Genomic DNA, 25,893 nt, shown 5'->3' with positions numbered 1-25,893 from the left:
CTTTTTCTTACCTAACACGTATTTATTTATAGTACATCAATCACAAAACAGTAAATATAATGCTCCGTAATTCTTATACTAACATTGATAAATATTAATAATAAATTCCTTGATTATTTGAATCATAAACATATATTATGTAAACCATTTAATAAACTAAATATATATATGCAACTTAAACACAATTAATCTTTTTTAAAAATAAAACCCAAAGAGAAAATAGTATCTAAATAAAATTAGCACTTTATTATCTATTAAACTTTATTCAATTTAATGTAAAACCATAACTCTAAAACAACAGAAATTCAAAAATTACTCCACTATAAAACTTGGTATGCACTTCATACTCCTGAAAAGTTTAAAACACCATCTATCTCTTAGATATATCTACAAGATTGCATTTCATTTTAGTAACATGATTTGTAGATATTTATGTACTATTCTTGACACAAATCATTCACTTTAATTATTGGTTTAAAATAGTTATTCATTTTATCGAAAACGCTTTTAATAATGCTAACTATTCAGTTTTATGTAGCTATTGGTAAAATACATCGCATAATAGCTGAAATTTATTACCTAATCGTTATCTACTTTCATATTTAAATAATAGGTTATTTCTTAATAGGTAGATTTTGCGATATAATTAAAACATTTTCTCTATATTAATCAATACATTAACATATTTTGATATACACTAAAATTAACTAATATACAAGCAACTAAATTTAACGTTGATAAGCCTTAAATTTCGATAAAAGTATAAAATAGAAATATATAGAAATTTATAGTCAACTCTAGAATTACGACAAAGTGTAATAAACAATCTGTATCCTGTGAAAATTTTAGTATATAATCTTCTATCCTTTACAGTGACTACAAATATATTTTGTATTCTTTTCTCATATCATATTAATATCTTTAAGACAATATTAAAATTTCTGAATTTTTCTCTAGTCTTACTGACATCAATAAATAAAATTATTACACTAAAGTTGATGCATTCACACTATATCTTTAATCTTTAAATTAAAATAAATTTAGAAAAGAGTTTTAAATTTTCTTTCTCCTAATTTATCAGTTTTAAGATAGATGTTTTTATATTTTAACTAATTCACATATAATTTTTAGAAATTATTCAATATTAATGAAATAATACTTTTATTAAAAATAATATATTTGCTTCCTGAAAGTTAATATAAACTTTAACACTATTATTTTTTATTTAAAAATTAAGATTACTAAATTAATGAATCGTTTTATTTATTAATTTACAAAGTATCGTTTTGAATTATTCAGAATCATTAAAAATTTATTATTACTTATCTCTCTTACTACTATTTTAATAGCTGATCGACCTGTTTATATTCAATAATAAATTTTGAAATTATAGCTACTACATTTAAGATTCACAAAAATTAATATACCACTTTAATTACATGTAAATTATTTTAACTTTCTAGTTTTAGTTAACAATAGTAATTCCAAAACCTTTCAATATATATTAAAAGATTATATAAAATTACACTAATATAAATAAGATAGGCTAAAAATTCACTTAATATATTGTTTTAGAAAAATTAAAAACTAGTAAAAATTATAAATAAATTTAACAATACCATAATAAAAAATAATAACAGAAAAATTTTCGATCGGACTATTTATATATGATCATATTCATTTCATATTTTACTTATTTGAATAAAAAATCTTCAAATAAATAAATATACTATAGTAACTAAATTTAGTATAATATATTTACCGTGTAAACTCAAAGTATAGTTTTTAAAAACATGAAGAATAATCTCTATAAAAAATTTTACAGCATTAATTTGTTATCAACAATAATAAAATTACTACCCGTAATATCATTAAATCGTATAAACCTTTATCGTTTTAACTCAAAATGTTAATTTTTCTTATAATATTCCTGACATATTCTTTTTTATTTACGACATAATATATATTAATAAAATAAATATTTTTTTTAAAATAATGCTTCGCAATCTAATTAAATTATTATGTAACATTAATTAGATAGTAATAAATACAAAATTTAGATTTTTATAGATAATCATTAAAACTAGAAATAAAAATAACATAATTATAATCATTTTATTTTTCACTAAATATTGTATGTAATTAATGAATAATATTTTTCTAGTAAAATATTAATTAATTTTTTAATAAATATTAACTTACTTAAAATACTTTATTTTTTATTTTTAAAAAATCACAATAATATTTAATTAATATACAACACTAATCAATAACTTATTTTATATAATATATATAACATAGTTAATAATATTTGTAATATTTATTTTGTTAAAATTAGCTATTACTAATAAAATTTAGTGGAATATAAACGCTTGAAAATCTATACAATTTTTAAGAATGACTATTAGTCATGCTATTCAGCTAATTTAATTTCCTAAAATGCAATAAATAATCGATTTATTTACTTTCGAGTTATAATATAAAAGTCTCTACATTATACACTTCTATTTTAGAGACAAAATTTTTAATTTTACGGATTTTATTAAATTTTATTTTTAACATCAATATGATAGCTATCATATTTTAAACAGAAACCTTAAATAAGTTTGTTAACTTTTTAATAATATTACGCTTATTATCAACTCTAAATTGGAATTAATTTAGTTGGTAAAATACAATTTTCAATATAATGACAGTAATTTATTTAAAACTAACATAAATTTATATTTTTTAATAAAAAGTACTTGTTATTAAAAATAATATCATATATATTATATATTCTATTACTGATTCAGAATAAGTATTTAATATTAAGATTTTTATGCTTTTAAAAATTTTATTTACTTTCTTATATTAAGTATATATTTATCTACAAAAATAAAAAGTATATAAATTAAATTTATATAAGATATTCTATCTTTTAGATGTATTTTATATAATCAGATTTAATTGAATATTAACTTATCAAGTAATATTTTGATTCAAAAAAAATTGTATTTTAAATTTATAAGATTGACTAAATGTTATTACTATTACTCTATAATTTGATTCGCATAAAATGCGAAGATTTAAGCTGGTATATTGTACCAATAATCTAATTTGATGCGTAATTTATCAATACCAATTTTTTTTAGTACAGAGAAATATTCCACTTCTAAATCACCGTTAAATAAGTTAAGAGCTTGGCGTACATCAATAAGTTGTTTTCTTCTTTTACCAGAAGCAAATTTATCTGCTTTAGTTAATAGTACTAAAACAGAAAGTTTCATATTTATAGACCATTTTAGAATTTTTATATCGAGATATTTCAGTGGATGTCGAATATCCATCAGTACAATCAATCCTTTAATGCATTCTCGTTTTTCTAGGTATTCACACAGCATATATTGCCATTTACGCTTCATTTCTTTTGAAACTGCAGAGTAACCGTATCCTGGAAGATCAACAAGGCGAATACCTTCTTCTACTTCAAAAAGATTAATGAATTGTGTTCGACCAGGTGTTTTACTAGTTCTAGCTAAGTTTTGGTGTTGTGTTAATGCATTTAATACACTAGATTTTCCCACATTAGAACTGCCTATAAAAACAACTTCCATGCCACTATCTTTTGGTAAATGATGGATATCAGGTGCACTAAGGAGAAATTTTGTCATGTGATATAGGTGCTTTTTGATTGTCATTAATTTTTTCTCTGTACGAACCTTAAAAACAAAAAATTATAAACACTACCTCTTAATAAACCAAGTAATAATCAACTAATTTCATTATATTTTATACTTTATATAAATTCAGATTACTCAGTAATGTAATTTTACATACTATATTTTAGCTATCAGTATAACTTTACTTGTTGCATGAATTGATATTGCGTTATTTAGAAATATAGTAAATCACTTTATGACCTTAAAAAACAGAAACACATAAAGAAATTATATTATAATTTTATTTTTAAAGAATCATGAAGCATTTGAAAAAATATTTTTAAGTCATAAAAAATAATTAAGTGCATCTATTAATGTATAATTTAATTGTTATCACTTAATATCAATATTTAGAAAAATTTTCATATTTCCTACCAAACATTAGTAAATGAATAAAATATTGAGTTGTACTAATCATAATGCTCAATGTAATAAGCTTCTCAAGATATCTACACTTAATTATATTTTATAACTGAGATCATTTCAGATATAAAAATTAATAGAATGTTAAATTCTATAAAGCATTGATTTCTTTTCTCATCTTTTACTCTATTGAAAATATTTCTTTAGTATTGTTACTAAAGAGACTAATATTACATTAATCATTTTTTAAATAATATTAATTAAAAGTTTTAACTGCCAAAATATCAATAACGATTAATTTTTTTTGGTAATATGTCAAGTGGAGTTGTTAGAGCGGAATCAAAGTATGTCGTGCATTCTCTGCTTTTTATAATGCAGCATATTTTTTAAAAAAGATCTTAAAAAATAACTTTGCTTATAATTAAGAGAAAATATGATAACAAGTAATATAATTAACACAAAAGAATTGCCATAAAATATACTGAAAATGAAAAACTGCAAATTAACTAGTTTTTATTAATGTTTCTAACCTTTTTCTTCAAAAAGAATTTAGTATTTTTTACACAACTGTAAGAAAATAAATACTAGATTTATAAATCAAAGACAAGCATTTAAATCATTTTTGCAGTACTTTTAAATTTAGAAAAATTATTTTACCTCTCTTCATCTACATTAAAGTATTTTAATACTTTAAAAATTACACTAACAGTGTTAAATACATTTTGATTTATTCTATAAAAAATAAAGCACTTGATATAATACAAACCATTTAAAAATATTATTTGTATAAATACCATTTACTTATATAATTAAAAATTTCAGTAATTTTATGCTACTGACGATAAAGATGATAGAATATTTCTCTGTCCCTGAATTTTTAGTCATCACTAAAATTACATTCAGAAACTCTTAAGTATATACTATTTAGTATACATCATAATACTAAAAAATTTTTACTAACATCATATTAGTCCGATCAACTTATATGTATTTTAATACTCATTACATATACAGTTACTAAATAACACTAGTCTATCACGCTAATCCTGATAGAAAATAAATAGCTATATTTTAACACTTTATTCAGAATATCTAGACATTACTTCTGAATATTTTTTTACACAATTTTCAAATAATAATAATATGAAGTATTTTTCTAAAAAAGTACTATAAATATCTCTCACTAGTGAATATTTTATAGATATACAGTAATATAGAACATTTATACACATTGACTTCTCAAAACGTATATGTATTTAGTTACTGGAATAAAAATTTAATTTATTAATCAACATTAGGCAGTACACTTCTCATATTCTCAATGAGAATAATAACAGAAATTATATTTAAAAGAAATGATAAAAAAATTTTATATGAGCATCTAATCTAAATTAAACAATATTTTTTAGTAAAGTAATCAAAGAAATAAGCATGTTAATGCTATTCATAAAATAAAATAAAACTATAAAATTATTTAAAAAGATTCTTATTACATTTATTTTAAGATATTTTCTAAATCTTAGTCAAGTATAATTCAATATATAGGATTAACTTAAAAAGTTTAGAATGACCAATAACAACGTATAGGTGAATTTTATAAAATTCCCATTATAATATATTCTAACAATATAATTCTTAAGGATAAATCAATTTTCCATTTACCTGAAAAACTTAAAACATATGTAAAATATACAAAAAAACGAAAATCTTCCTATATATTTTATCATAATTTTAAAAATTTTTTATTGATCTAAATTCATTCATTAATTCAATCTCATATAATATTCATCTAAAAAAATAAAAAAGATCTCAAAACTACATAACAACAGTCGATGATACCATCTCAAATCCTTCATGATTAAATGTCATGGCAACCATTAACTAAACAATCATGCTGTCATTTGCAGTAGTAATATTCACTCTATTTATTAAATTATGATTTAAAAAACTGCAAAAAATTTCTGAAAATATTTAGACAATCTGTAAAAATATTTAACTCTATTGCACTTAAGTCAAAGATTTAAAACAAAAACAATAATAATATAAAGATTGTAATAAAATTAAAATATTACACGTGGATCGTTTTGACTTTAAAGTAATTAGATATTTATAATTTAAAAACATATTGTATCAATACTCATAAAATTTTGTTAATTTATTCTAGTATGAAAACACAAATAATCTGACTAAAAACTAACGATGTCTATTATCACGTTCAAAAAAATTATATTATGGAATATCATTAAATTAATTTTATCAGAAAATTTATAGCGATCTTACACTATCATGGAGAATTCTAAATGCACTAGTGTGTTACTCTGTAATAATATTAAAAATTTATAGAAGTATTGTTATACAATAATTAAAAGATTAAACTTTATATTCACAAACTTTAATTTAGTATTAAAATATTTTCTCAGAATTTTTCCATATTTAAAGACATTTCATTGCAGTTAATGTACGTTTAATACATGAATACTTTAATATCAAATTCAAAATATAGAATCAATTGCGTTTTTCAATCTCCATAATTACAGTAAATATATGATATTTTCTATTGATAAATATTTCAAATATATAACTATAATCTACTAACATACACTTGACGCATACAAGTAATTTTATGTGGCCTTAAAATCATTAAAATACTTTTTATATCCGTGACATCGTCTTGCATTACTGCTATTTAATAGAAAACACTTTAAGTATCTACTATGATGTATTATTTCATGCTTATAATTGCTTACGTATATTATAAAACTATATCACAAATTGTATGCACGTACTGAATGTTACGTATAGTGATAATATTGATATTATTGAACTATCTTTTTCAACTTTTCTTACCAGAAGAATGAGATACATTTCTAATAATTTATTTTTCCATATTTTCAAAATATAATATAGCACTTCTTTCTATATACATACCCGGGAAAATATGATATTAGTAAATAATTGAATAATATAAAAAAAAATAAAACACCTTATATAAATTATGATTGTGATTTTTCTCAACATGTACATTATTATTTGTTGAACAGAAAAAATCAAGGAATTGAAATAATTCTCCAATTACGTTATTTTATAAAATTTTAGTATTTAGATAACATTCATGAAAAATTAAATTTAAAAGATTTTCAAGAAACTCTTAGATCTTAGATCGAATTTTTTAGATCTGGCGTTTATTTTTAAGTAAACTACCGAAATCCTTAAGCTAGCCATACTGAAATAAGACTATTAATTATTTTATGTAGATAGATAAAGTATATACTTGTAGTAGATGAACGAACAATTATAATTTGTTCCTGCCTATAAAGTTATAATTCATGATACTATTCACTCAGGAAACATACAATGTTAAGCCAATGTATTATTAGGACTCAATAATTTAATGCACTATGTTAATCTAAATAACTTGTTAGTAAAATGATAGTAACCAGTAAAGTACTTAAAGTATAACAATATTACATGACATTCATTAAATTTTATTAATCCTCTTTAAATTTATAAACCTAATCACTTATTCTTGACGCACTGTTTATTTTGTATCAAGTAAACTATTGCTAATTTTATTAATCATATATACAGAATAACATGTAACATCTCATACTGAACTTTCAAAAAGATTTTAAGCTAAAAGACAATTACAATGAAATATTTAGTTACCGGAAGTGCAGGATTTATTGGTTTTAGTCTATGTCAGCGTCTACTAGAAAATTGGCATGAAGTTGTTGGTATAGATAATATGAATTCATATTATGATCAAGGACTTAAACAATCTCGTCTAGATATTCTTGAACAATATTCTCATTTTCGATTCATTCATCTCGATATTACTGATTACGAAAAAATTATCGTACTTTGTACGCAAGAAGATTTTGATCGCGTAATTCATCTTGCAGCACAAGCAGGTGTACGTTATTCATTAAAAAACCCATTTGCATATGCAGATAGTAACCTTAATGGTCATTTAGCTATTCTGGAAGGATGCCGTAAAGCTAAAATTAAACACTTAGTCTATGCCTCTTCCAGTGCAGTGTATGGTATGACCGATCAAACACCATTTAACCAAAATATACCTACGGATCACCCAGTATCATTATATGCTGCAACTAAAAAATCTAATGAATTAATGGCACATTCATATTCATATCTTTATCAACTTCCAACAACAGGGCTACGCTTCTTTAGTGTGTATGGTCCATGGGGTCGCCCAGATATGGCATTATTTAAATTTACAAAAGCAATTTTAGCAAATGAACCAATAGATATATATAATAATGGTAATTTAAGCCGTGATTTTACTTTTATTGATGACATCGTGGAAGGCGTTATCAGAATTTCCGATATTATTCCTCCAATGAATTTAAAAAATAGATTGCCTGCGTCTACATCAAGTAGTGAGTATTACCGTTTATATAATATTGGTAATGGTCAGCCAGTTCAGTTGATTGATTTTATTGCAGTACTTGAAAGTTTATTAGGTAAACAAGCTATTAAAAACTTCTTACCAATGCAACCTGGAGATGTTTATACAACTTGCGCTGATACAGAAGATTTTTTTTCTGTCACTGGATATCGCCCACAAGTTTCTATTGAAAAAGGAGTAAAAGCATTTGTTGAATGGTATCAATCTTACTACGAATTAGTCTCTAACTTATGATTCATTAGTGTTACTTGTTACATCTAAAAATAGATTTGAGAGGTTAGTTTTGAAAATCGCAATTGCTGGAACAGGTTATGTCGGTCTGTCTAATGCTATGTTACTATCGCAAAATCACGAAGTTGTAGCTATTGATGTCGTTTCTGAAAAAGTCGCGATGTTAAATAATAAACAATCCCCGATTATTGATGCTGAAATCGAACTATTTTTACGTGAAAAAAACTTAAATTTTCGGGCAACTGAAGATAAGGTTGAGGCTTATTCTAATGCCGAGTATGTAATTGTCGCGACCCCTACTGATGATGATCCAAAAACTAACTACTTCAATACTAAATTAGTTGAATCAGTTATTTATGATGTACAGAAAATCAACCCTGAAGCAACTAATATTGTTAAATCCACTATTCCTGTTGGATTTACTGAACGTTTACGGAAAGAATTTGGTTATACTAATGTAATTTTTTCACCAGAGTTTTTACGTGAAGGTAGCGCCTTATATGATAACCTCTACCCATCACGTATTATTGTAGGAGAACGTTCTAATCGCGCTGAAATTTTTGCTGATTTGCTCCTTGAAGGAGCAATAAAAAAAGATGTTCCAATTCTGTTTACTGATGGCACTGAAGCAGAGGCTATTAAATTATTTTCAAATACATACTTGGCAATGCGTGTAGCGTATTTCAATGAACTTGATACCTATGCTGAAAGCCGTGGATTGAATGCCCGACAAATTATTGAAGGGATTTCATTAGACCCAAGAATTGGGAACTACTATAATAACCCATCCTTTGGTTATGGTGGTTATTGCTTACCGAAAGATACAAAACAGTTGCTAGCCAACTACGATGATGTACCAAATAACTTAATTAACGCGATTGTCAAATCGAATTGTACTCGTAAAAACTTTATCTCAGATACTATCATTGCTAAAGCACCACGTAAAGTGGGTGTATATCGCTTAGTCATGAAGTCTTCTTCCGACAATTTCCGAGCTTCCGCAGTGCAAGGTGTGATGAAACGGATTAAAGAAAAAGGCATTGAAGTTATCGTATATGAACCAGTGCTGAAAGAAGATGAATTCTTCTGTTCTAAAGTTTATCGTGATTTAGCTGAATTTAAAGCAGATTGCGATATTATTCTTGCTAACCGAATGGTGTCTGAGCTAGAAGATGTTACTGAGAAAGTATATACTCGTGATATTTTCGGTAATGACTAATTTGTAATATGTTGATAAAATTTAAAATTTGTATTGTCTATTTTGTCTAATTTATCAAAATTACATAAATAATTATCTGTATTTTTACAAACTATTAAAACAAACAGTACTTTCAACAATATAATAATTGCTTATTTTAATAAATTCACAATGCATTTAGTATAATAAAATATAATTGTATATTCAATGTGATAATTATAGTGCAATAAATAATCCTGAGCTCAATAAAAGCATGAGAACTTTTTTATATTGTCTGACTGTAAATATACTTTTATTTTATATTAAGATATTTTGATTAATCTTGAAACTTATATTTTATCAACTTAGACTATAATTTTAACGTTGTGATAGAAAGATATATTTTTAAAATTAATATCAATAACTGAATTTATATTCAGCGTAAAAGCTTTTAAAATATTAAAATATTTATTTGATAAATCAGTGCTTAATGAATGCAATCTCGTGCATGATCAAAAACTAGTCTCAAATTATAGTACTTATTACACTCGAAGAATACTATAATATTTATTATAAAACCTTAGTACTCAAATCATGTTTTTCTATATTAACAATAAAATCACTTACAATAGTACTTATTTGAGAGTTAACGTGCATATCACGGTCATGAACCTCTAATATTAGTCACAAGAGTTTAAATAAATGTTCGATAATCTAATTGAGTAATACTTACTAGGTAATCGAGCACATGACTATTTTAAAATTGTAATATACCAAAAAAATATAAAAAAGATTTTTATTAAAATAAATTTAGATAATAACTAATAGTTAAGGAAATCAAAATAAAATAAGTTAACTCATTAAGATGCCTCATTAATTTGCAATTCATTTAATATTATTAATAACATTATCATTATTTTTTTCATTTTGTGCAGCTTGAATAGCTGTCAGTGCAACAGTATAAACAATATCGTCTACTAGTGCACCACGAGATAAGTCGTTCACAGGCTTTCGCATACCTTGTAGCATTGGACCAATAGAAACAAGATCCGCTGAACGTTGCACTGCTTTATAAGTGGTGTTACCGGTATTCAAATCTGGGAAAATAAATACTGTTGCTTTACCTGCAACAGGTGAATTTAATGCTTTTGATTTAGCTACATCTGCCATCACCGCAGCATCATACTGTAGTGGACCATCAATGATTAAATCAGGACGTTTTTCTTGTGCTAAGCGAGTTGCTTCACAAACTTTTTCAACATCACTACCTGCTCCAGAATTACCTGTTGAGTAAGAAATCATTGCAACACGTGGATCAATACCAAAAGCTTTTGCAGAATCAGCAGATTGGATGGCAATCTCAGACAATTGCTCAGCAGTTGGATCCGGATTTATGGCACAATCACCATAAACAAACACTTGCTCAGGTAAGAGCATAAAAAAGATAGAAGAGACTAAAGAACTACCGGATGCAGTCTTAATTAATTGAAGAGATGGACGAATAGTATGAGCCGTAGTATGCACTGCACCTGAAACTAATCCATCAACTTCACCTTTTTCTAACATTAATGTACCTAAAACCACTCTGTCTGTAAGTTGTTCACGAGCAATAATTTCAGTCATCCCTTTATTCTTACGTAAATCAAGCAAGCGAGCGACATAGCCTTCACACACTTTGATTGGATCTAGAATTTCAACACCAGACCCTAGTTCAATGCCTTGAATAGAAGCTACACGAAGGATTTCTTTTGGTTTACCTAAAAGAACACAGGTTGCGATACCACGCTCAGCACAGATGGAGGCTGCTTTAATTGTACGTGGCTCATCACCTTCTGGTAGAATAATACGTTTACTTGCTTTACGTGCTAGCTTAGTTAATTGATAACGAAAAGCTGGTGGAGATAAACAGTGAGGGCGTTCTGAGTCAGAGACCAAAGATTCAATCCATGTTTTGCTAATGTAGTTAGCTATATAATTTTGAATTTTTTCTATACGCTCATGATCATCTGCAGGAACTTCTAAACTAAAACTTTGTAGGTTTAACGAAGTTTGCCAAGTATTACTTTTTACCATAAAAACTGGTAAGCCTGTTGAAAATGCTTGCTCACATAGCTGTCGAATAGGATCATCAATATTATAACCTCCAGTTAATAGCAATGCACCAATTTCTACACCATTCATTGCAGCAAGAGATACTGACACTAATACATCAGGACGATCTGCAGAAGTTACCAAAAGAGCACCCGGACGGAAATACTGCAACATATTTAAAATGCTTCGTGAACAAAAAATCACAGATTTAACGCGTCGAGTCTTAATTTCACCTTTGTTTATAATTATAGCGTTCAAGTGTTTTGCCATATCAAGAGCACGCGTTGCAATCAAGTCACAGTTCCAAGGAATGGACGCAAGAACCGGTAGGTTCAAACACTCTAAATCTTTAGGAGTAATATTGGATACAATCACTTTTGTTGAATCATCAAAAAATTCAGATAAATCAGGGCGTGTTCTGCCTTGTTCATCAACAGGTGCGTTAACTTTGTTTACAATAACACCAACAATATTTTTGTTACGCGGCCCGCCAAATTCATTACGCACTAATTCAAGACGTTCATGCATTTGAGAAATACTGCGATTTCCTGGAGCAGTAACAAAAACAATTTCTGCACCGAGTGTTTTAGCTATATCATAGTTTAGTGATTGTGCAAAGGAGTGTTTACAGGTTGGAACTAAACCTTCGATTAGCACTACTTCAGCATTTTTAGTTTGCTGGTGATAACGAGCAACAATCTCTTCCATCAGCACGTCTTTTTGTGAAGCAGTCAACAGTGACTCAACATATTCCATTTTTAATGGCTCTACAATGGTAGTAAGGCTAGAGTGAAATCGTAAAATAGCAGTAGTCTGATCGTTATTGCCGGAAATGCGTGGCTGAGCGATAGGTTTAAAAACGCTTAGTTGAACACTGTTTTGTTCCATTGCACGGACGATGCCAAAGCTGATACTAGTAAGCCCAACACTAGTACCGGTAGGAATTAATAGAATTGTTCGAGACACGAAAACCTCTTTTATCGGTTATTCTATGATAAAACGGTATCAAAAAATACAGCAGTGTTATTTTTTAGCCGTGATTGAAATACCTTATATAGTTAAACGAGCAGAATCTTGAGCAATCACCAACTCTTCATTTGTTGGGATAACAAGAGCAGGACGACTATGATCAGTGGTGATTAGACCCTCTTTTCCAAAACGTGCGGACAAGTTACGTTGATCATCACATATAAAACCAAGAAGAACTAATTGTTTTAATGTAAGTTTACGCACATGAGCGGAGTTTTCACCAATACCACCAGTAAAGATAAGTGCGTCAAGACGACCTTCCATCAGCGAACTGTATCCACTAACGTATTTTGCTAAGCGGTGACAAAAAATATCCATTGCACGCTTAGCTTCATCTTTAGTATCATAATTATTTTCAATATAACGGCAATCACTAGTCACACCAGTTAAACCCAAAAGACCAGACTCTTGAGTCATCATTTTATTAATGTTTTCTATGCTCATATTTAAAGTATTATGTAAATAAAAAACAATTGCAGGATCAATATCACCACTTCGAGTTCCCATAACTATACCTTCTAATGGCGTTAAACCCATAGAAGTATCAACGCTTTTCCCATTGACAATAGCAGTCACTGAACCACCATTACCTAAGTGACAACTAATAGCATTAAGTTCTTCAAGAGGTTTGTTTAATTTTTTAGCTGCTTCACGAGAAACATAAAAATGGCTACTACCATGAGCCCCATAACGCCGGATTCCGTGATTTTTATATAGTTCATATGGAAGTGCATAAAGATAAGATTTTTCTGGCATAGTTTGGTGAAATGCAGTGTCAAATACTGCAACGTTTTTATCAACTAAATGTGGAAACAATTTTTTAGCTTCTTTAATACCAATCAATTGTGCTGGATTGTGCAAGGGTGCAAATGGGATTGCTATTTCAATCCCTTTTATAACATTATCATTGATTAGAACAGATGAAGTAAATTTTTCACCACCATGAACAATTCGATGACCAATTGAGACTATTTTTTCAGACAATTCTGGTTTTTTCGCAAGAATAGTAGTAACAACGAAATTGAGTGCTGCACTATGTGCAGTTTTTGCCCCTAAGGGCACTTCATATTTATTACCGTCTATTTTCCATTTTATACGGGCTTCAGGAAGATTAAAGCATTCAGAAAGACCAGATAAATATTCATTTCCATTAGTTGGATCAATGATGGCAAATTTCAGTGATGAACTACCATAGTTTAAAACCAGTACCAGCTTGTTTGACATGGCAATACCTATCGTTAATTGTTATTATGACACATTTAATTGCAAGATTATATAAAAATATTATAAAACAATGAGCGACTAAAACTTACTACATTTAACATCTAACATCGCATGATTGATTTCATCAATTAGTGGAAATATTAAACATCAATAAGATATTTAATATTTTAAAAAATTTTATCCATTCAAATACAAGTATATTTATAAAATTTAAACATTTAATGATTGATATTAAAATAATAAATAAAATTAACCTATCCTAATGTTATAAACTGATTAAAATACTTCACCCTGTTTTTTAAAGTAACGATGTACTAGTTAGACGCATCAGTATACTGAATATCAAAATTATACAAAATGACTAAATAGAAAAATCTTACTAAATATTCATATATTAAATTCTTTTTAAAAATAACATACTTTATTGATTAACATCATAAGAATTATATTATTTATTAATATTGTATAAAATGCTCATTTAATGAGTTACTCTAATTAAAATAATCGATTTTTTGTTAAAGAATATTTTTGACATGTATAAATAATTAACATTTATTATTTATACATGTCAAAAATGCGATGTAAGTAAAGAGTATGAAAATACATATCGTATTTATACATTGCTTGCAGATAGCACATTAATAGCACATAGGACAGTATTAATGAGTAGATCAGACAATTCACTTCTAGATTTTTCAATTTACTTAGGCTAGGCGATCTGTATCTAAAAATATTTCTAATAAAAATTTTCCTTCATATTTCCCATAATATTCATGCTCAAAACAATTTATTTAGTATCCGTTGTATACTGACAATTTCTATATTTACCTTAATTTAACAAATGACTTTTTATAGTAAGCTAGGCTATATACTCGATACAGCTTCATTTTGTATAATTTTCTGATGTAAAGTTTGTAGTGATTAAATCAAAAAACGCTATTCTTATTACCTGAAGATTTACTTAATTAATTTTACGAAAATCATACAATTTATGCAAAAAAATGACTTTTACAATGATTGAGCATCAGTTTTATCATACATCTTTAGTTATATTACTTAAAATTGTCTCTAAGAAAGCAAAGAAATCGCTTCTGCATGAGATATAAGTTAAGTTTTTTAACAAAAAGTAATATGAAAATTTTCCATGCAATTATGATAGAAATCAATGATAAATAACGTATTATGTAATATACATTAATATATAATAATAATTATTCTAAATATAAAAATGCAAATAACTATTAGCGTTTTTTAACATATTATCAAACGTAGTCTTCATTTATAACTGATTAATGATTAATGATTAATGATTAATGATTAATGATTAATGATTAATAGAACTCATATTAAATAAAATCAAAATACGTATAAATAATTATCATATAATAACATAAACAATTTTTAAAATACTAATGTATTTATATACAACTCCTAATTTTTATGTAGTTATAGTAACTCGTGGTTTAAACTGCATGCTCGTTTCAGTACCAGAAAAAAATTATACTTACTATGACAATCTCAATAATAATTTATACTCAAAAACATGTATATAGTCAATATATATGTATTATTTTTATATTTTCTATTTATACTCTTCTCAGTATTTTATATATCTATAATAAAATTATTATGCGTTCAATGCATAATAAACCAAATGAAATAAAAATATTTCTATTGCATTTTAACAGTGTTTAAGAAAATTAATTAACTATTTTAGCGCTAAAATAATAATCAATGTATCTATAAAAAAATAATCGATGCAACTGTAACGCAACTTTAATTTCTTTTTTCAGTGAGCGTAAGATAACAAAATGTTTAATTTATGAGACAACATGCAATACATCTCAGACTAAAGTTATGATTGTATTACTCAATGCAATAAATTGCACTTATACGTCTAAATAAATAAGGTATAATCAGCGAGATTGTTACTTTCGATATAGTTCTGAGGACTATTACTAGAAATAATCTCTAAACACACAAAATAACTCAATACTAAGTTAATAATAATAACATGCATACTAAATTACATAATAGAAAACACAGTATTTAAATATCTTTTATAGTGCATTCATATTGCCAAACATTATAATACTAGTTTAATGTGTGTGCAATAATAAAACGTTGTAGGATTACATTACAATATAGAGCTAATTATATTGCACTATCTTAATAATTTTACTTAAAAGATAATACTCATTGTCTAAAAATATTTTATCTATTTCATCAAAAAAATAATAAGACATTGAATTATAAAATTTTTATACTGTAGATGAGTTGTAAAATACGTGCTTTCTATCTCTAACATTTTTTATAATTATTGCTATTTTATAGAGTTACATTTTAGTATATACAGTAATATAAGCATTTCTGTCTGTATTCTTCACACTATGTTCGTAGCAATAATCATGATAATTATGTCAAAGGTGCCACTACTGATAACATAAACCTACTATTACATTTTTTAATACCTATTTTCAGTCACTTTGACTCTATTCTATCAATTATACTTTTCAAAATTTACAATAGTCGCATATAGTAATACTTATTAAGAAAATCCCTAGAAAACATTTTTTATTAACAATAATTTTTAACGATCTACAATCATACACAAACATTTCATACATCTTAACTATCGAAAATATGCATTTATTTTTTTCTAAAAAATAAAAATAAATTTGTTTAAATATTTTTCAACTCATTTACCATCCTAATCTTTTTATCAGATCAGATAAAATTAATCTGTTTTAATAAACTTATTAAGCTATTAAGAGTTTTAGTTAATTTTAAAAAACTATAAGACACAGCCTTTAATAGGCTAGTCTTTTATTATAAATATTATGATTTTAATGTGTTGTCTATTAATTGAGTTTCTAGGATTTACACAAGTAATAATAATATTTTTATAACTGATTACATTGGCCGGTTACATTTTTATAGCTGTATTAGTATATGTAATAATGATCCTGCTAAAAGCACAAAAAATACTTAAGTTATTACCTTCAGTACATAAAAAATCTACAACACAAAAGAGATACAATGAAGTAAATAGTCAAATAATTTACATAGACTATAATCTTAGGAAAAAGTTCTTTCTATAAAAATTTTAAAAGCAAAAAATCTATATGATATAAATGACATTATAAAACCTATGTATTTATTAACCACTACTTACAGTGGAAAATTTTATAATTATATATTATATATTTGCAGTTTATTTACTAATGCAATGTTTATGCTATTATTAGAAATATAGATATAGTTCAATGAGAAAACTTAGCAATATTAAATATAACTTAATTTTTTAATATTTATTGACATCCAGAATGTCCAAAACCACCTTCTGCACGTTCAGTAGATTCAAAATAATCTACAATATTAAATTGTACCTGTGTAATAGAAACAAACACCATTTGAGCTATACGTTCACTAGGTGTAATAGTGAAAGTGTTAGCACCTCTATTCCAAATAGATACCATTAATTGACCTTGATAATCCGAGTCAATTAAACCAATAAGATTCCCAAGAACAATACCGTGCTGATGCCCGAGTCCTGAACGAGGTAAAATAACTGCAGTAAGTTGTGCATCAGAAATATGAATAGCTAACCCAGTTGGAATAAGTTCTGTTTGATTTGGCATTAACTTAATTGGTGTGTCAATACAAGCACGCAAATCTAAACCAGCAGAACCATTAGTAGCATACTTTGGCAAAGGAAATACATTGCCAACACGGGAATCAATAATTTTCAGGTCAATAATTTTCATAATGTTGAGTTCACGTATCTCAATAAATAAATAGTCACTTAATTAAAATTTACTACTATATAATAGATAAATCTTACTAAAAATACTAAAACATAATCTATTTTATAACTATTAAAATCATTATTAATACATAGAAGCATCATCAAATAAATCACGTTCAGCTGTTGTATATTAACATTTTAACAAAACATTCTAAACACTTTAAATTCATCTAAAAACTCAATAACATAAAAATCGACAATACAATCAATTAAATACACTAACAAAAATATATAGGTTTCTTAATAATTTTTAAATAAAAGTTTAATTAATAAAGATATTTTTCTATATAATTATTTGATAAATTTCTTATGCGTATTAAATATGCTAACTAGAACAATACATACACTGTAAAGATATAATGTTACATTGACAAATCTAGCAATAAGTTTAACATAATCACCTCTCTGACCTACTAATTTTTCAATCAAAAATTCTTTTATTTTTCATCTGTAGTCACTACTACAATATATAAAATTAAGTACATTATATACAAAATGTACTATATATAATAGATTATTTATATAACTAATTTCAGCATCTGTATATATTTAATGATCATTATTTAATGCCTCGATTATATATATTAATATCATTTTACTTTGATCAACTTATATAATATAATTGTTTTTCTAGATTTTTACATTCATTAAAATTACTACAACTTCTCGTCATGCGAGAAAACAGTTGTTAGTAAATTTTTTTATACGAATAGTAATTCGTGAAAATTAAATATAGCAACTATCTTTGCAATAAAAAATACTGATTTGTTTTACGAATTGAATATTCATAATATTCCTTTTGCCTAATCTAAACAATTATCCGATAAAACAAATCTCAATATTTACAATATGAAACATACATATTATATTCTGCTTTAATTATTACAATATAAAATAGCACTCATCATTTACACTAATCTAATTAGGTTGAAAATCTTACAAAACAGCAATACTAGTATCAATCACAAGAAATATGCATTTCATGATACTTTTCATTTTTTACTATCCATAGTAAAATCAAATATCAATAATATTTAGGAGAATCACAAATATATAATTTACTTTTTCGCACTACTATATAAGTTAGTTATTGTTATATAATGGGTGCTGTTGATGTTGTTTTATAAAAAATGAAAAGAATAATCTCAAAATGTCATAAAAGAATTTCAAAATCATTAAAACTAAAAAAATGTTAATATGTGCTATCACTGTATAAAACGATATAAAGTTATGCACGTCATATATAGGAAAACTAAAAGAATCAATTTTTAATAATTTAATCGGTGATTTCAGTAATTTATTTTCTATATTTCACTTTTATTTTAACCTCAGTCTTTAATAAAAAATATTATATAAAAATAAATTTTAGAAGTTTTACACAATTTTAATTTATTAATTGCTTAACTATTTTATTTGTATAAAATCGTTTTATATAAACATATAATATCAAGTAATATTTATTAATAATACGATTACTTAATGATTAATAAATCTAGTATTTTATTAGATGAAAGACTCAAGACTAATATATTTTATCACAAATCACTACCTAAGAAGTAGTGATCATGTAAATATTTATCTAATAAAAATTATTTATTTTACTATGAAGATTAATGCAAGTATCGTTTGATTATATTATATTAATTACTAGGTTCTTCAGAAAGAAGTAAGGTATTATAAATAGGTAATACTTAATAAAGTCTAATTACTCAGTCCTTATATACTTAAAATAAATATTATATTTGATTCTTTGCAAGAGAAGAGTTATAAAATAATTACATTAACTAAAATGATCTTTTACATATCTCTTGAGTACAGCTATTAAAAGCATAGACTAAATCACTTTACAAGATCTTATTCTTAATAAGAAATACTTATCGTAACAAGTGTTTTACTAAAATACTGCTAATCTTTTAGTAGATAAGATTTCCAAAAGATAAACTCCAAACCCTGATACAGTAACATGCTTATAATATACACTCGAGATGATTAGATTTTTGGAGAACAAATATGTCACGAGTCTGCCAAGTTACTGGAAAGCGTCCTATGAGTGGTAATAACCGTTCACATGCATGTAATGCAACTAAACGTCGTTTTTTTCCAAATCTCCACTCTCATCGTTTCTGGATTGAGTCTGAGAAACGTTTTATAACATTGCGTATATCTGCTAAAGGTATGCGTATTATCGATAAAAAAGGTATTGACATAGTTCTTTCTGAACTATATACCCGTATAAAAAGAAACACGAAGGAGCTTTAAAATGGCTAAAGGTATGCGCGAAAAAATTAAACTTCTTTCTTCTGAATCTACCGGTCACTTCTACACCACTACGAAAAACAAGCGTAACATGTCAGAAAAATTAGAATTAAAAAAATTTGATCCAGTTTTGAGAAAATATGTCATTTATAGAGAAACAAAAATTAAGTAATTTACATTTTCTGTAAAACCCAGAATCATCAGGATTTTACCCTAAAATAAAAATATTTTTATAAATAAATTTTAAATATTCTCTCGATTATTTTTAAAGTAAGAAATATTTATTATTCGTTAAATCAACAACATCACATTTTTAAAAACTTATATTTAGTTTGTGTACATCCAGTTATAACTTCTAGTTAATATCTTTATTAATAGATTTTATTATTTGATCTATACAATAATCTAATCTCTCTCAGAGAGATTAGATTATTGTATAGATGTACTCAAATTTTTATAAGATATAAACATAATAAAGAGTATGTCGTGAAAAAACAGTTTACAAAAATTCTTATTATCAAGATGCGATTCCATGGAGATATGCTTCTAACTACACCAGTCATAAGTACATTAAAGCAAAACTATCCAAATGCTGAAATTGATGTGTTACTTTATCAAGATACAATGCCTATTTTATCTGTCAATAGTGATATTCATGCTTTGTATGGAATAAAAAATAAAAAAAATCACGGGTTTAGTAAAATATACAATTTTCTCAGTTTATTACTTAAACTACGTCGTAATACATATGATTTAGTAGTAAACCTTACCGATCAATGGATAATTGCAATTCTTGTTAGAAGTATTTCTGCACCAGTAAAACTAAGTCAGTTGATTTATGGTAGAAAATCTAAATATTGGAATAATAGTTTTACTCATTTAGTGCTTGCGCAAGGTGAAAATATTGTTACAAAGAACTTATCAATCCTGAACCCGTTAGGCTTAACTAAAATATATAATAAAACAACAATGTCTTATCGTAAACAAGATTGGGAAACTATTAAAAAAAAACTTTTTCTGTTAGGTATTCGTAGTAACTACGTCGTAATACAACCAACAGCACGACAATTTTTTAAATGTTGGGATGACAAGAAATTTTCTCAAGTTATTGATTCTTTAAGTTCCAGAGGATATAAAGTAGTTTTAACATCGAGCCCATGCAAAGCAGATATTAATATTATTAATCATATTGTGTCACATTGCAAAATGAAACCAATCATTAAATTGGCAGGTAAAACATCTTTCCCTGAATTAGGCGCTTTGATTGCACATGCTGTATTATTTATCGGTGTTGATTCTGCACCCATTCATATAGCGGCTGCTGTAAACACTCCAATTATCTGCTTATTTGGTGCAACTAATCATATTGCTTGGCGGCCATGGAGTAAAAACGTAGTGCAATTTTGGTCAGGCGATTATCAACCAGTTCCCGCAAGAAACAAACTAGATAGAACTAAAAGATATCTTTCTATTATACCTGCATCTGACGTTATAAAAGCAATAGAAAAGATGTTACCCAAGAATATTATTTTATAAAACATAATATACTTTAAATATATAATATTAAATACAAAAATTTTAAAAATCTCATGAATAGTATATATGTTATGTGTTTTAATATTTATTTTAGAACTCAAATACGCAGAACAATTTTTTATTTCATAAGTGTCCACGCAACGTTATTACTTATGAAAAATAAAAAATAAAAGTTGATCTTTGCTTTTTTGTTCATTTTATTTAGCGTTTTAACTTTAATTTAGGTATATTTTAAAGCAGATGATTCAAATAAATTTTTATCTACATACTGCTCATATAAAAATCAAGTAATATTATCTTAGCAATATCAATTATATTAATTCTGGTACATTCATTAAATTTTCAATCTAATAATCTTCCTAAATTATTATATACTTCTATTTTATCTTTAGTGATAATCATCATATTTTTTAAAAATGACTTTTCAGTAATCGGTAAAATTAAAATATGTTTTTACATTAAAAACACATTTTATATTTTTTACACTTATATTTTTGTCAGTAACGAGATTAAACATATTAATTAAATTATTATTCAATATATTTATGTACTATCTTATTTATCACTAAAAAAAAGAACTACTATTATAATTGTTCTTTTTTGTATTATGAATTTTTATAATTTTAAATTAATAAAAAATAAAAAATATTTTAATACCTTTAGAATAGATTTATTCCTAATTATCTTTTTTAGTAAAAATATTTTAACTTCATATTCCAATGCTATTATGTATGATTACAATGCGATTCAAAAAAAATAACAACTATATTTCAATTCATGCGAAATTTTCTATGATAAAAATAAAAATTAAAATAGATAAATATTTACTAAATTCATTTATAGAAACAAAAAATAAATCAATGAATGAAAATACAAACTAATTGATCATAAATTAAGCTCAACAATAGATTTTAGTAATATGCATTTACATAATGATATACTTTAATTTATACTTCTTAAAAAATGTTTTAGAGCTAGTATGATATCTTATTTTATTTAGTTTGTTAGTATATACTATATTTAAATATAAAAATATCTATCCTGTTCTATTTGTAATTAAAACAATTGGATATGAAATGAATGAGATAGTTTTTATAGCAACAATATAATGCTGATATGTAGAATTACCTATATAATTTTATGTATGTCTTTAAGAAATAATATAGAGGAATAATCAACATGATTCATAAAGAAAAAAACTATTTACTTAGTTTGATAATTCCCGTATTTAATCGTGAGTCTAGTATTTATATATTGCTAGTCAAAATGATGAAATCATTACCAAATAGTGTAGAAATAATTATTATAAATGATGGGTCAACTGATAATACAATAAACTCTATTAAAAGTGTACTGAGCAATAGTTGTCAAGAAATTCAAGTTAAAGTTATTCAACATGAAAACAACTTAGGGGTGTCTATTGCTCGAAATACAGGCTTAAAAAATGCAAATGGAACCTATATTGGCTTTATCGATAGCGATGATGACATTGTATCTAATTACTTTGAATTACTTATGCCAATCATATCTCAGTTAAAATATGATATTATTAGCTTTGATTTTTATTATAAAAATCAAGTAATGAAACCAAATTATGGAACTAGTAATATCGAGAATGTATTTTCAGTTTCACACTGGTATTTATTTTCGAGAATATATAAGAAAAAATTATGGGAAAATGAACAATTTGAACCTTTTCGTAGATATGAAGACATAATCTTATTACCATATATATATATCAAAGCAATATCAATTAAGCACGTATCAAATAAGTTGTATATTTATCATAAATCACAAGTATCGATTACACAACAAATACAAGAAAGTGATATTCAAGACCTCTATTTTGCCATCGATAAATCAGTAGACTTTATACAAAACAAAGCTACTGATAAACAAGCGAAACTATTTGTAATGTATTTAATAAATATATTTTTTTTAACTAGAAAATACATAAAAAAAATCAATGGATATTATTGTTATGATGAAAGATTTTATAATTTAACTTATTATATACTGAAATTAATCAAACAATATAATCTTAAAGTTTCATCGTCTAAAATAAGAAAATTTAAATATTGTAAATTACATTATTATTTTTCAAAATTAAAATATAAGCTACAATTAAAGAAAAAGAACGTATGAAAATTGCATTTTGTCTTTATAATTTTTTCCCTTATGGTGGTTTGCAACAAGATTTTTTACATATTGTTAAAGAATGTATAAAACGTCATTATGACGTTCTTGTTTATGTTATGTCATGGAAAGGTTTTCAACCTTCTAATATGAAAATCATTAAAGTTCCTAAAAAAGGCTTCACTAACCATACAAAAAATAAAAATTATTCTAAATGGGTTAACAATGATTTAAAATTACAAAATGTAGATTGTATTTTTGGCTTTAATAAAATGCCAGGATTAGATATTTATTATGCAGCAGATACTTGCTACGCTACACAGAAAAAAAGTTACTTATATAAATTATTACCTAGATATCAACATTATATAAAATTTGAACGTTCTGTTTTTTCTTCTGAAAAGAAGACATTATTATTAATGTTAACAGATAAACAAATTGAAGATTTTACCTCTATTTATCATACTCAAAGCTCACGATTTAAATTATTACCACCAGGTATTTCTTTAGATCTTAAATGGAATAAGTATTTTAATATAATAAAAAAAAAATTTAGAGCTGATAATAATTTATCTGATAAAAACATAGTTGTTATTCAAATTGGTTCTAATTATACTCGAAAAGGGGTTGATAGAAGTTTAATTGCTATTGCTAATTTACCTAACACTCTAAAAAAGAATATTATTTATTATGTAATAGGACAAGATAAAATTAAAAAATTTAGCAACTTAGCTAGAAAATTAAATATTGAAAAACAAGTTTTTTTCTTAGGAAGTCGAGATAATATCAATGTATTTCTTGCATCAGCTGATTTATTATTACATCCTGCAAGACAAGAAGCTGCAGGTATTGTGCTTCTTGAAGCACTTATTTCTGGAGTACCTTCAATTATTACTGATGTGTGTGGATATTCGTCTTATATTCTTCATGCAAATAGTGGTATTCTTCTTCCTTTTCCATTTTCTCAAGAACATTTTAATTTAGAATTAAAAAAAATACTAACTAATATAGCTGTTTTAGAAATATTCAAAAATAACGCAATAAACTTTTCTAATACTCATGATTTGTATAGTTTACCATCGAAAGTCGTAAATTATATTGAAGATTATGTTAATAATAAAATACAAATCACCTTTTAATAAATTATGGAAAAATAAAGATCCTTTTTATGAAGTAAGTCTTATTAGTGGAAAAATATATCGTCAAATAAAAAATCGAAAAACAATTAAATTTTTTATTAGTTATGAATCATTTTTTATTAAACTTCACTATGGTATAACTATAAGTGAAGTTCTAAAAAACATTTTTAGCTTTCGCCTTCCTGTATTAGATGCACGGCAAGAATTAAATGCAATATATCACTTAAAGAAGTTTAATATAAATACAATGGATGTCTATGCTGTAGGAGTTAAAGGATTAAACCTATTCACAAGACAGTCATTTTTAATTACTAAAGAATTAAATGCTACCATTAGCCTAAAAGATTATTGTAAAAATTGGTACAAACATAAACCAAAATTTCAAACTAAAATTAATATAATTAGAGCATTGGCATTGATTATATCAGATATGCATTGTTCAGGTTTAAATCATCGAGATTGTTATCTGTGTCATTTTTTATTGGATGAAAGTTATTATAACACAAATGGTGATATTATATTATATATTATTGACTTGCATAGAGCTCAAATAAGAAAAAGAATACCTAAGCGATGGAGAGATAAAGATCTGATGGGAATATATTTTTCTTCTTTAGAACTTGGAATAACAAACAGAGATATTTATCGATTTCTTAAAACGTATTTTGACTTAGATCTTAGAACAATTTTCAGCATAGAAAGCGATTTAATAAAAAAAGCAAAAAATAAATCAATATTAATTAAAAAAAGAACTGAGCGAAGAGGTTTATAAA

Annotated in this window: 12 protein-coding genes; 8 read left to right on the top strand and 4 right to left on the bottom strand. The window is 25.5% G+C overall.

Going from position 1 to position 25,893, the window contains the following annotated elements; translation table 11 throughout:
* Positions 1–3,068: 3,068 nt before the first annotated feature.
* Positions 3,069–3,680, bottom strand: a complete 612-nt coding sequence (yihA, locus tag GFV14_RS01020; protein WP_457914492.1) for a ribosome biogenesis GTP-binding protein YihA/YsxC — start codon at positions 3,678–3,680, stop codon at positions 3,069–3,071.
* Positions 3,681–7,713: 4,033 nt separating this feature from the next.
* On the opposite strand from yihA, the gene GFV14_RS01015 reads away from it, so the two are divergent.
* Together GFV14_RS01015 and GFV14_RS01010 are read left to right on the top strand one after the other, a co-directional pair.
* Positions 7,714–8,727 carry an NAD-dependent epimerase/dehydratase family protein gene (locus GFV14_RS01015; protein ID WP_457914491.1) on the top strand — a complete coding sequence of 338 codons (1,014 nt, stop codon included), beginning with the start codon at positions 7,714–7,716 and terminating at the stop codon, positions 8,725–8,727.
* A 49-nt stretch (positions 8,728–8,776) separates the two neighbouring features.
* Positions 8,777–9,943, top strand: coding sequence for a nucleotide sugar dehydrogenase (locus tag GFV14_RS01010; RefSeq protein WP_457914490.1), 1,167 nt, complete (start codon positions 8,777–8,779; stop codon positions 9,941–9,943).
* An 843-nt stretch (positions 9,944–10,786) separates the two neighbouring features.
* Here the strand turns inward: GFV14_RS01010 and pta are convergent.
* The 3 genes from pta to dut form a co-directional block, all read right to left on the bottom strand.
* Positions 10,787–12,958 (bottom strand): phosphate acetyltransferase, encoded by a 2,172-nt coding sequence (gene pta, locus GFV14_RS01005; RefSeq protein WP_457914489.1) that lies wholly within the window; start codon positions 12,956–12,958, stop codon positions 10,787–10,789.
* Positions 12,959–13,042: 84 nt separating this feature from the next.
* On the bottom strand, positions 13,043–14,245 hold the full coding sequence (locus tag GFV14_RS01000) for an acetate kinase (protein ID WP_457914488.1): 1,203 nt from the start codon (positions 14,243–14,245) through the stop codon (positions 13,043–13,045).
* Positions 14,246–17,556: 3,311 nt separating this feature from the next.
* Entirely contained in the window at positions 17,557–18,015 is a 459-nt protein-coding gene (dut, locus tag GFV14_RS00995; protein ID WP_457914662.1) for a dUTP diphosphatase, read from the bottom strand.
* A 2,048-nt stretch (positions 18,016–20,063) separates the two neighbouring features.
* On the opposite strand from dut, the gene rpmB reads away from it, so the two are divergent.
* From rpmB to rfaP, 6 genes are all read left to right on the top strand, one after another.
* The gene (gene rpmB / locus GFV14_RS00990) at positions 20,064–20,312 is read left to right on the top strand and encodes a 50S ribosomal protein L28 (RefSeq protein WP_457914487.1); all 249 of its coding nucleotides are present in this window, start codon (positions 20,064–20,066) and stop codon (positions 20,310–20,312) included.
* A 1-nt stretch (position 20,313) separates the two neighbouring features.
* Positions 20,314–20,481, top strand: coding sequence for a 50S ribosomal protein L33 (gene rpmG, locus GFV14_RS00985; RefSeq protein ID WP_457914486.1), 168 nt, complete (start codon positions 20,314–20,316; stop codon positions 20,479–20,481).
* A 314-nt stretch (positions 20,482–20,795) separates the two neighbouring features.
* Positions 20,796–21,845 (top strand): lipopolysaccharide core heptosyltransferase RfaQ, encoded by a 1,050-nt coding sequence (gene rfaQ / locus GFV14_RS00980; protein ID WP_457914485.1) that lies wholly within the window; start codon positions 20,796–20,798, stop codon positions 21,843–21,845.
* Between the two features lie 1,179 nt (positions 21,846–23,024).
* Complete coding sequence (locus GFV14_RS00975; protein WP_457914484.1) at positions 23,025–23,990, top strand: glycosyltransferase family 2 protein; 966 nt, start codon at positions 23,025–23,027, stop codon at positions 23,988–23,990.
* Positions 23,987–25,120, top strand: a complete 1,134-nt coding sequence (locus GFV14_RS00970; RefSeq protein ID WP_457914483.1) for a glycosyltransferase family 4 protein — start codon at positions 23,987–23,989, stop codon at positions 25,118–25,120. Before GFV14_RS00975 ends, GFV14_RS00970 begins: the two co-directional genes overlap by 4 nt.
* Positions 25,089–25,892 carry a lipopolysaccharide core heptose(I) kinase RfaP gene (gene rfaP / locus GFV14_RS00965; protein WP_457914482.1) on the top strand — a complete coding sequence of 268 codons (804 nt, stop codon included), beginning with the start codon at positions 25,089–25,091 and terminating at the stop codon, positions 25,890–25,892. The genes GFV14_RS00970 and rfaP overlap by 32 nt, the downstream gene beginning before the upstream one ends.
* The last annotated feature ends 1 nt before the right edge of the window (position 25,893 follow it).

Source organism: Candidatus Hartigia pinicola (assembly GCA_020541205.1).
In the GTDB taxonomy this organism is placed as follows: domain Bacteria; phylum Pseudomonadota; class Gammaproteobacteria; order Enterobacterales; family Enterobacteriaceae; genus Hartigia; species Hartigia pinicola.
The sequence above is the reverse complement of the archived record's forward strand: the minus strand, read 5'-3'. Positions and strand labels throughout refer to the sequence as shown.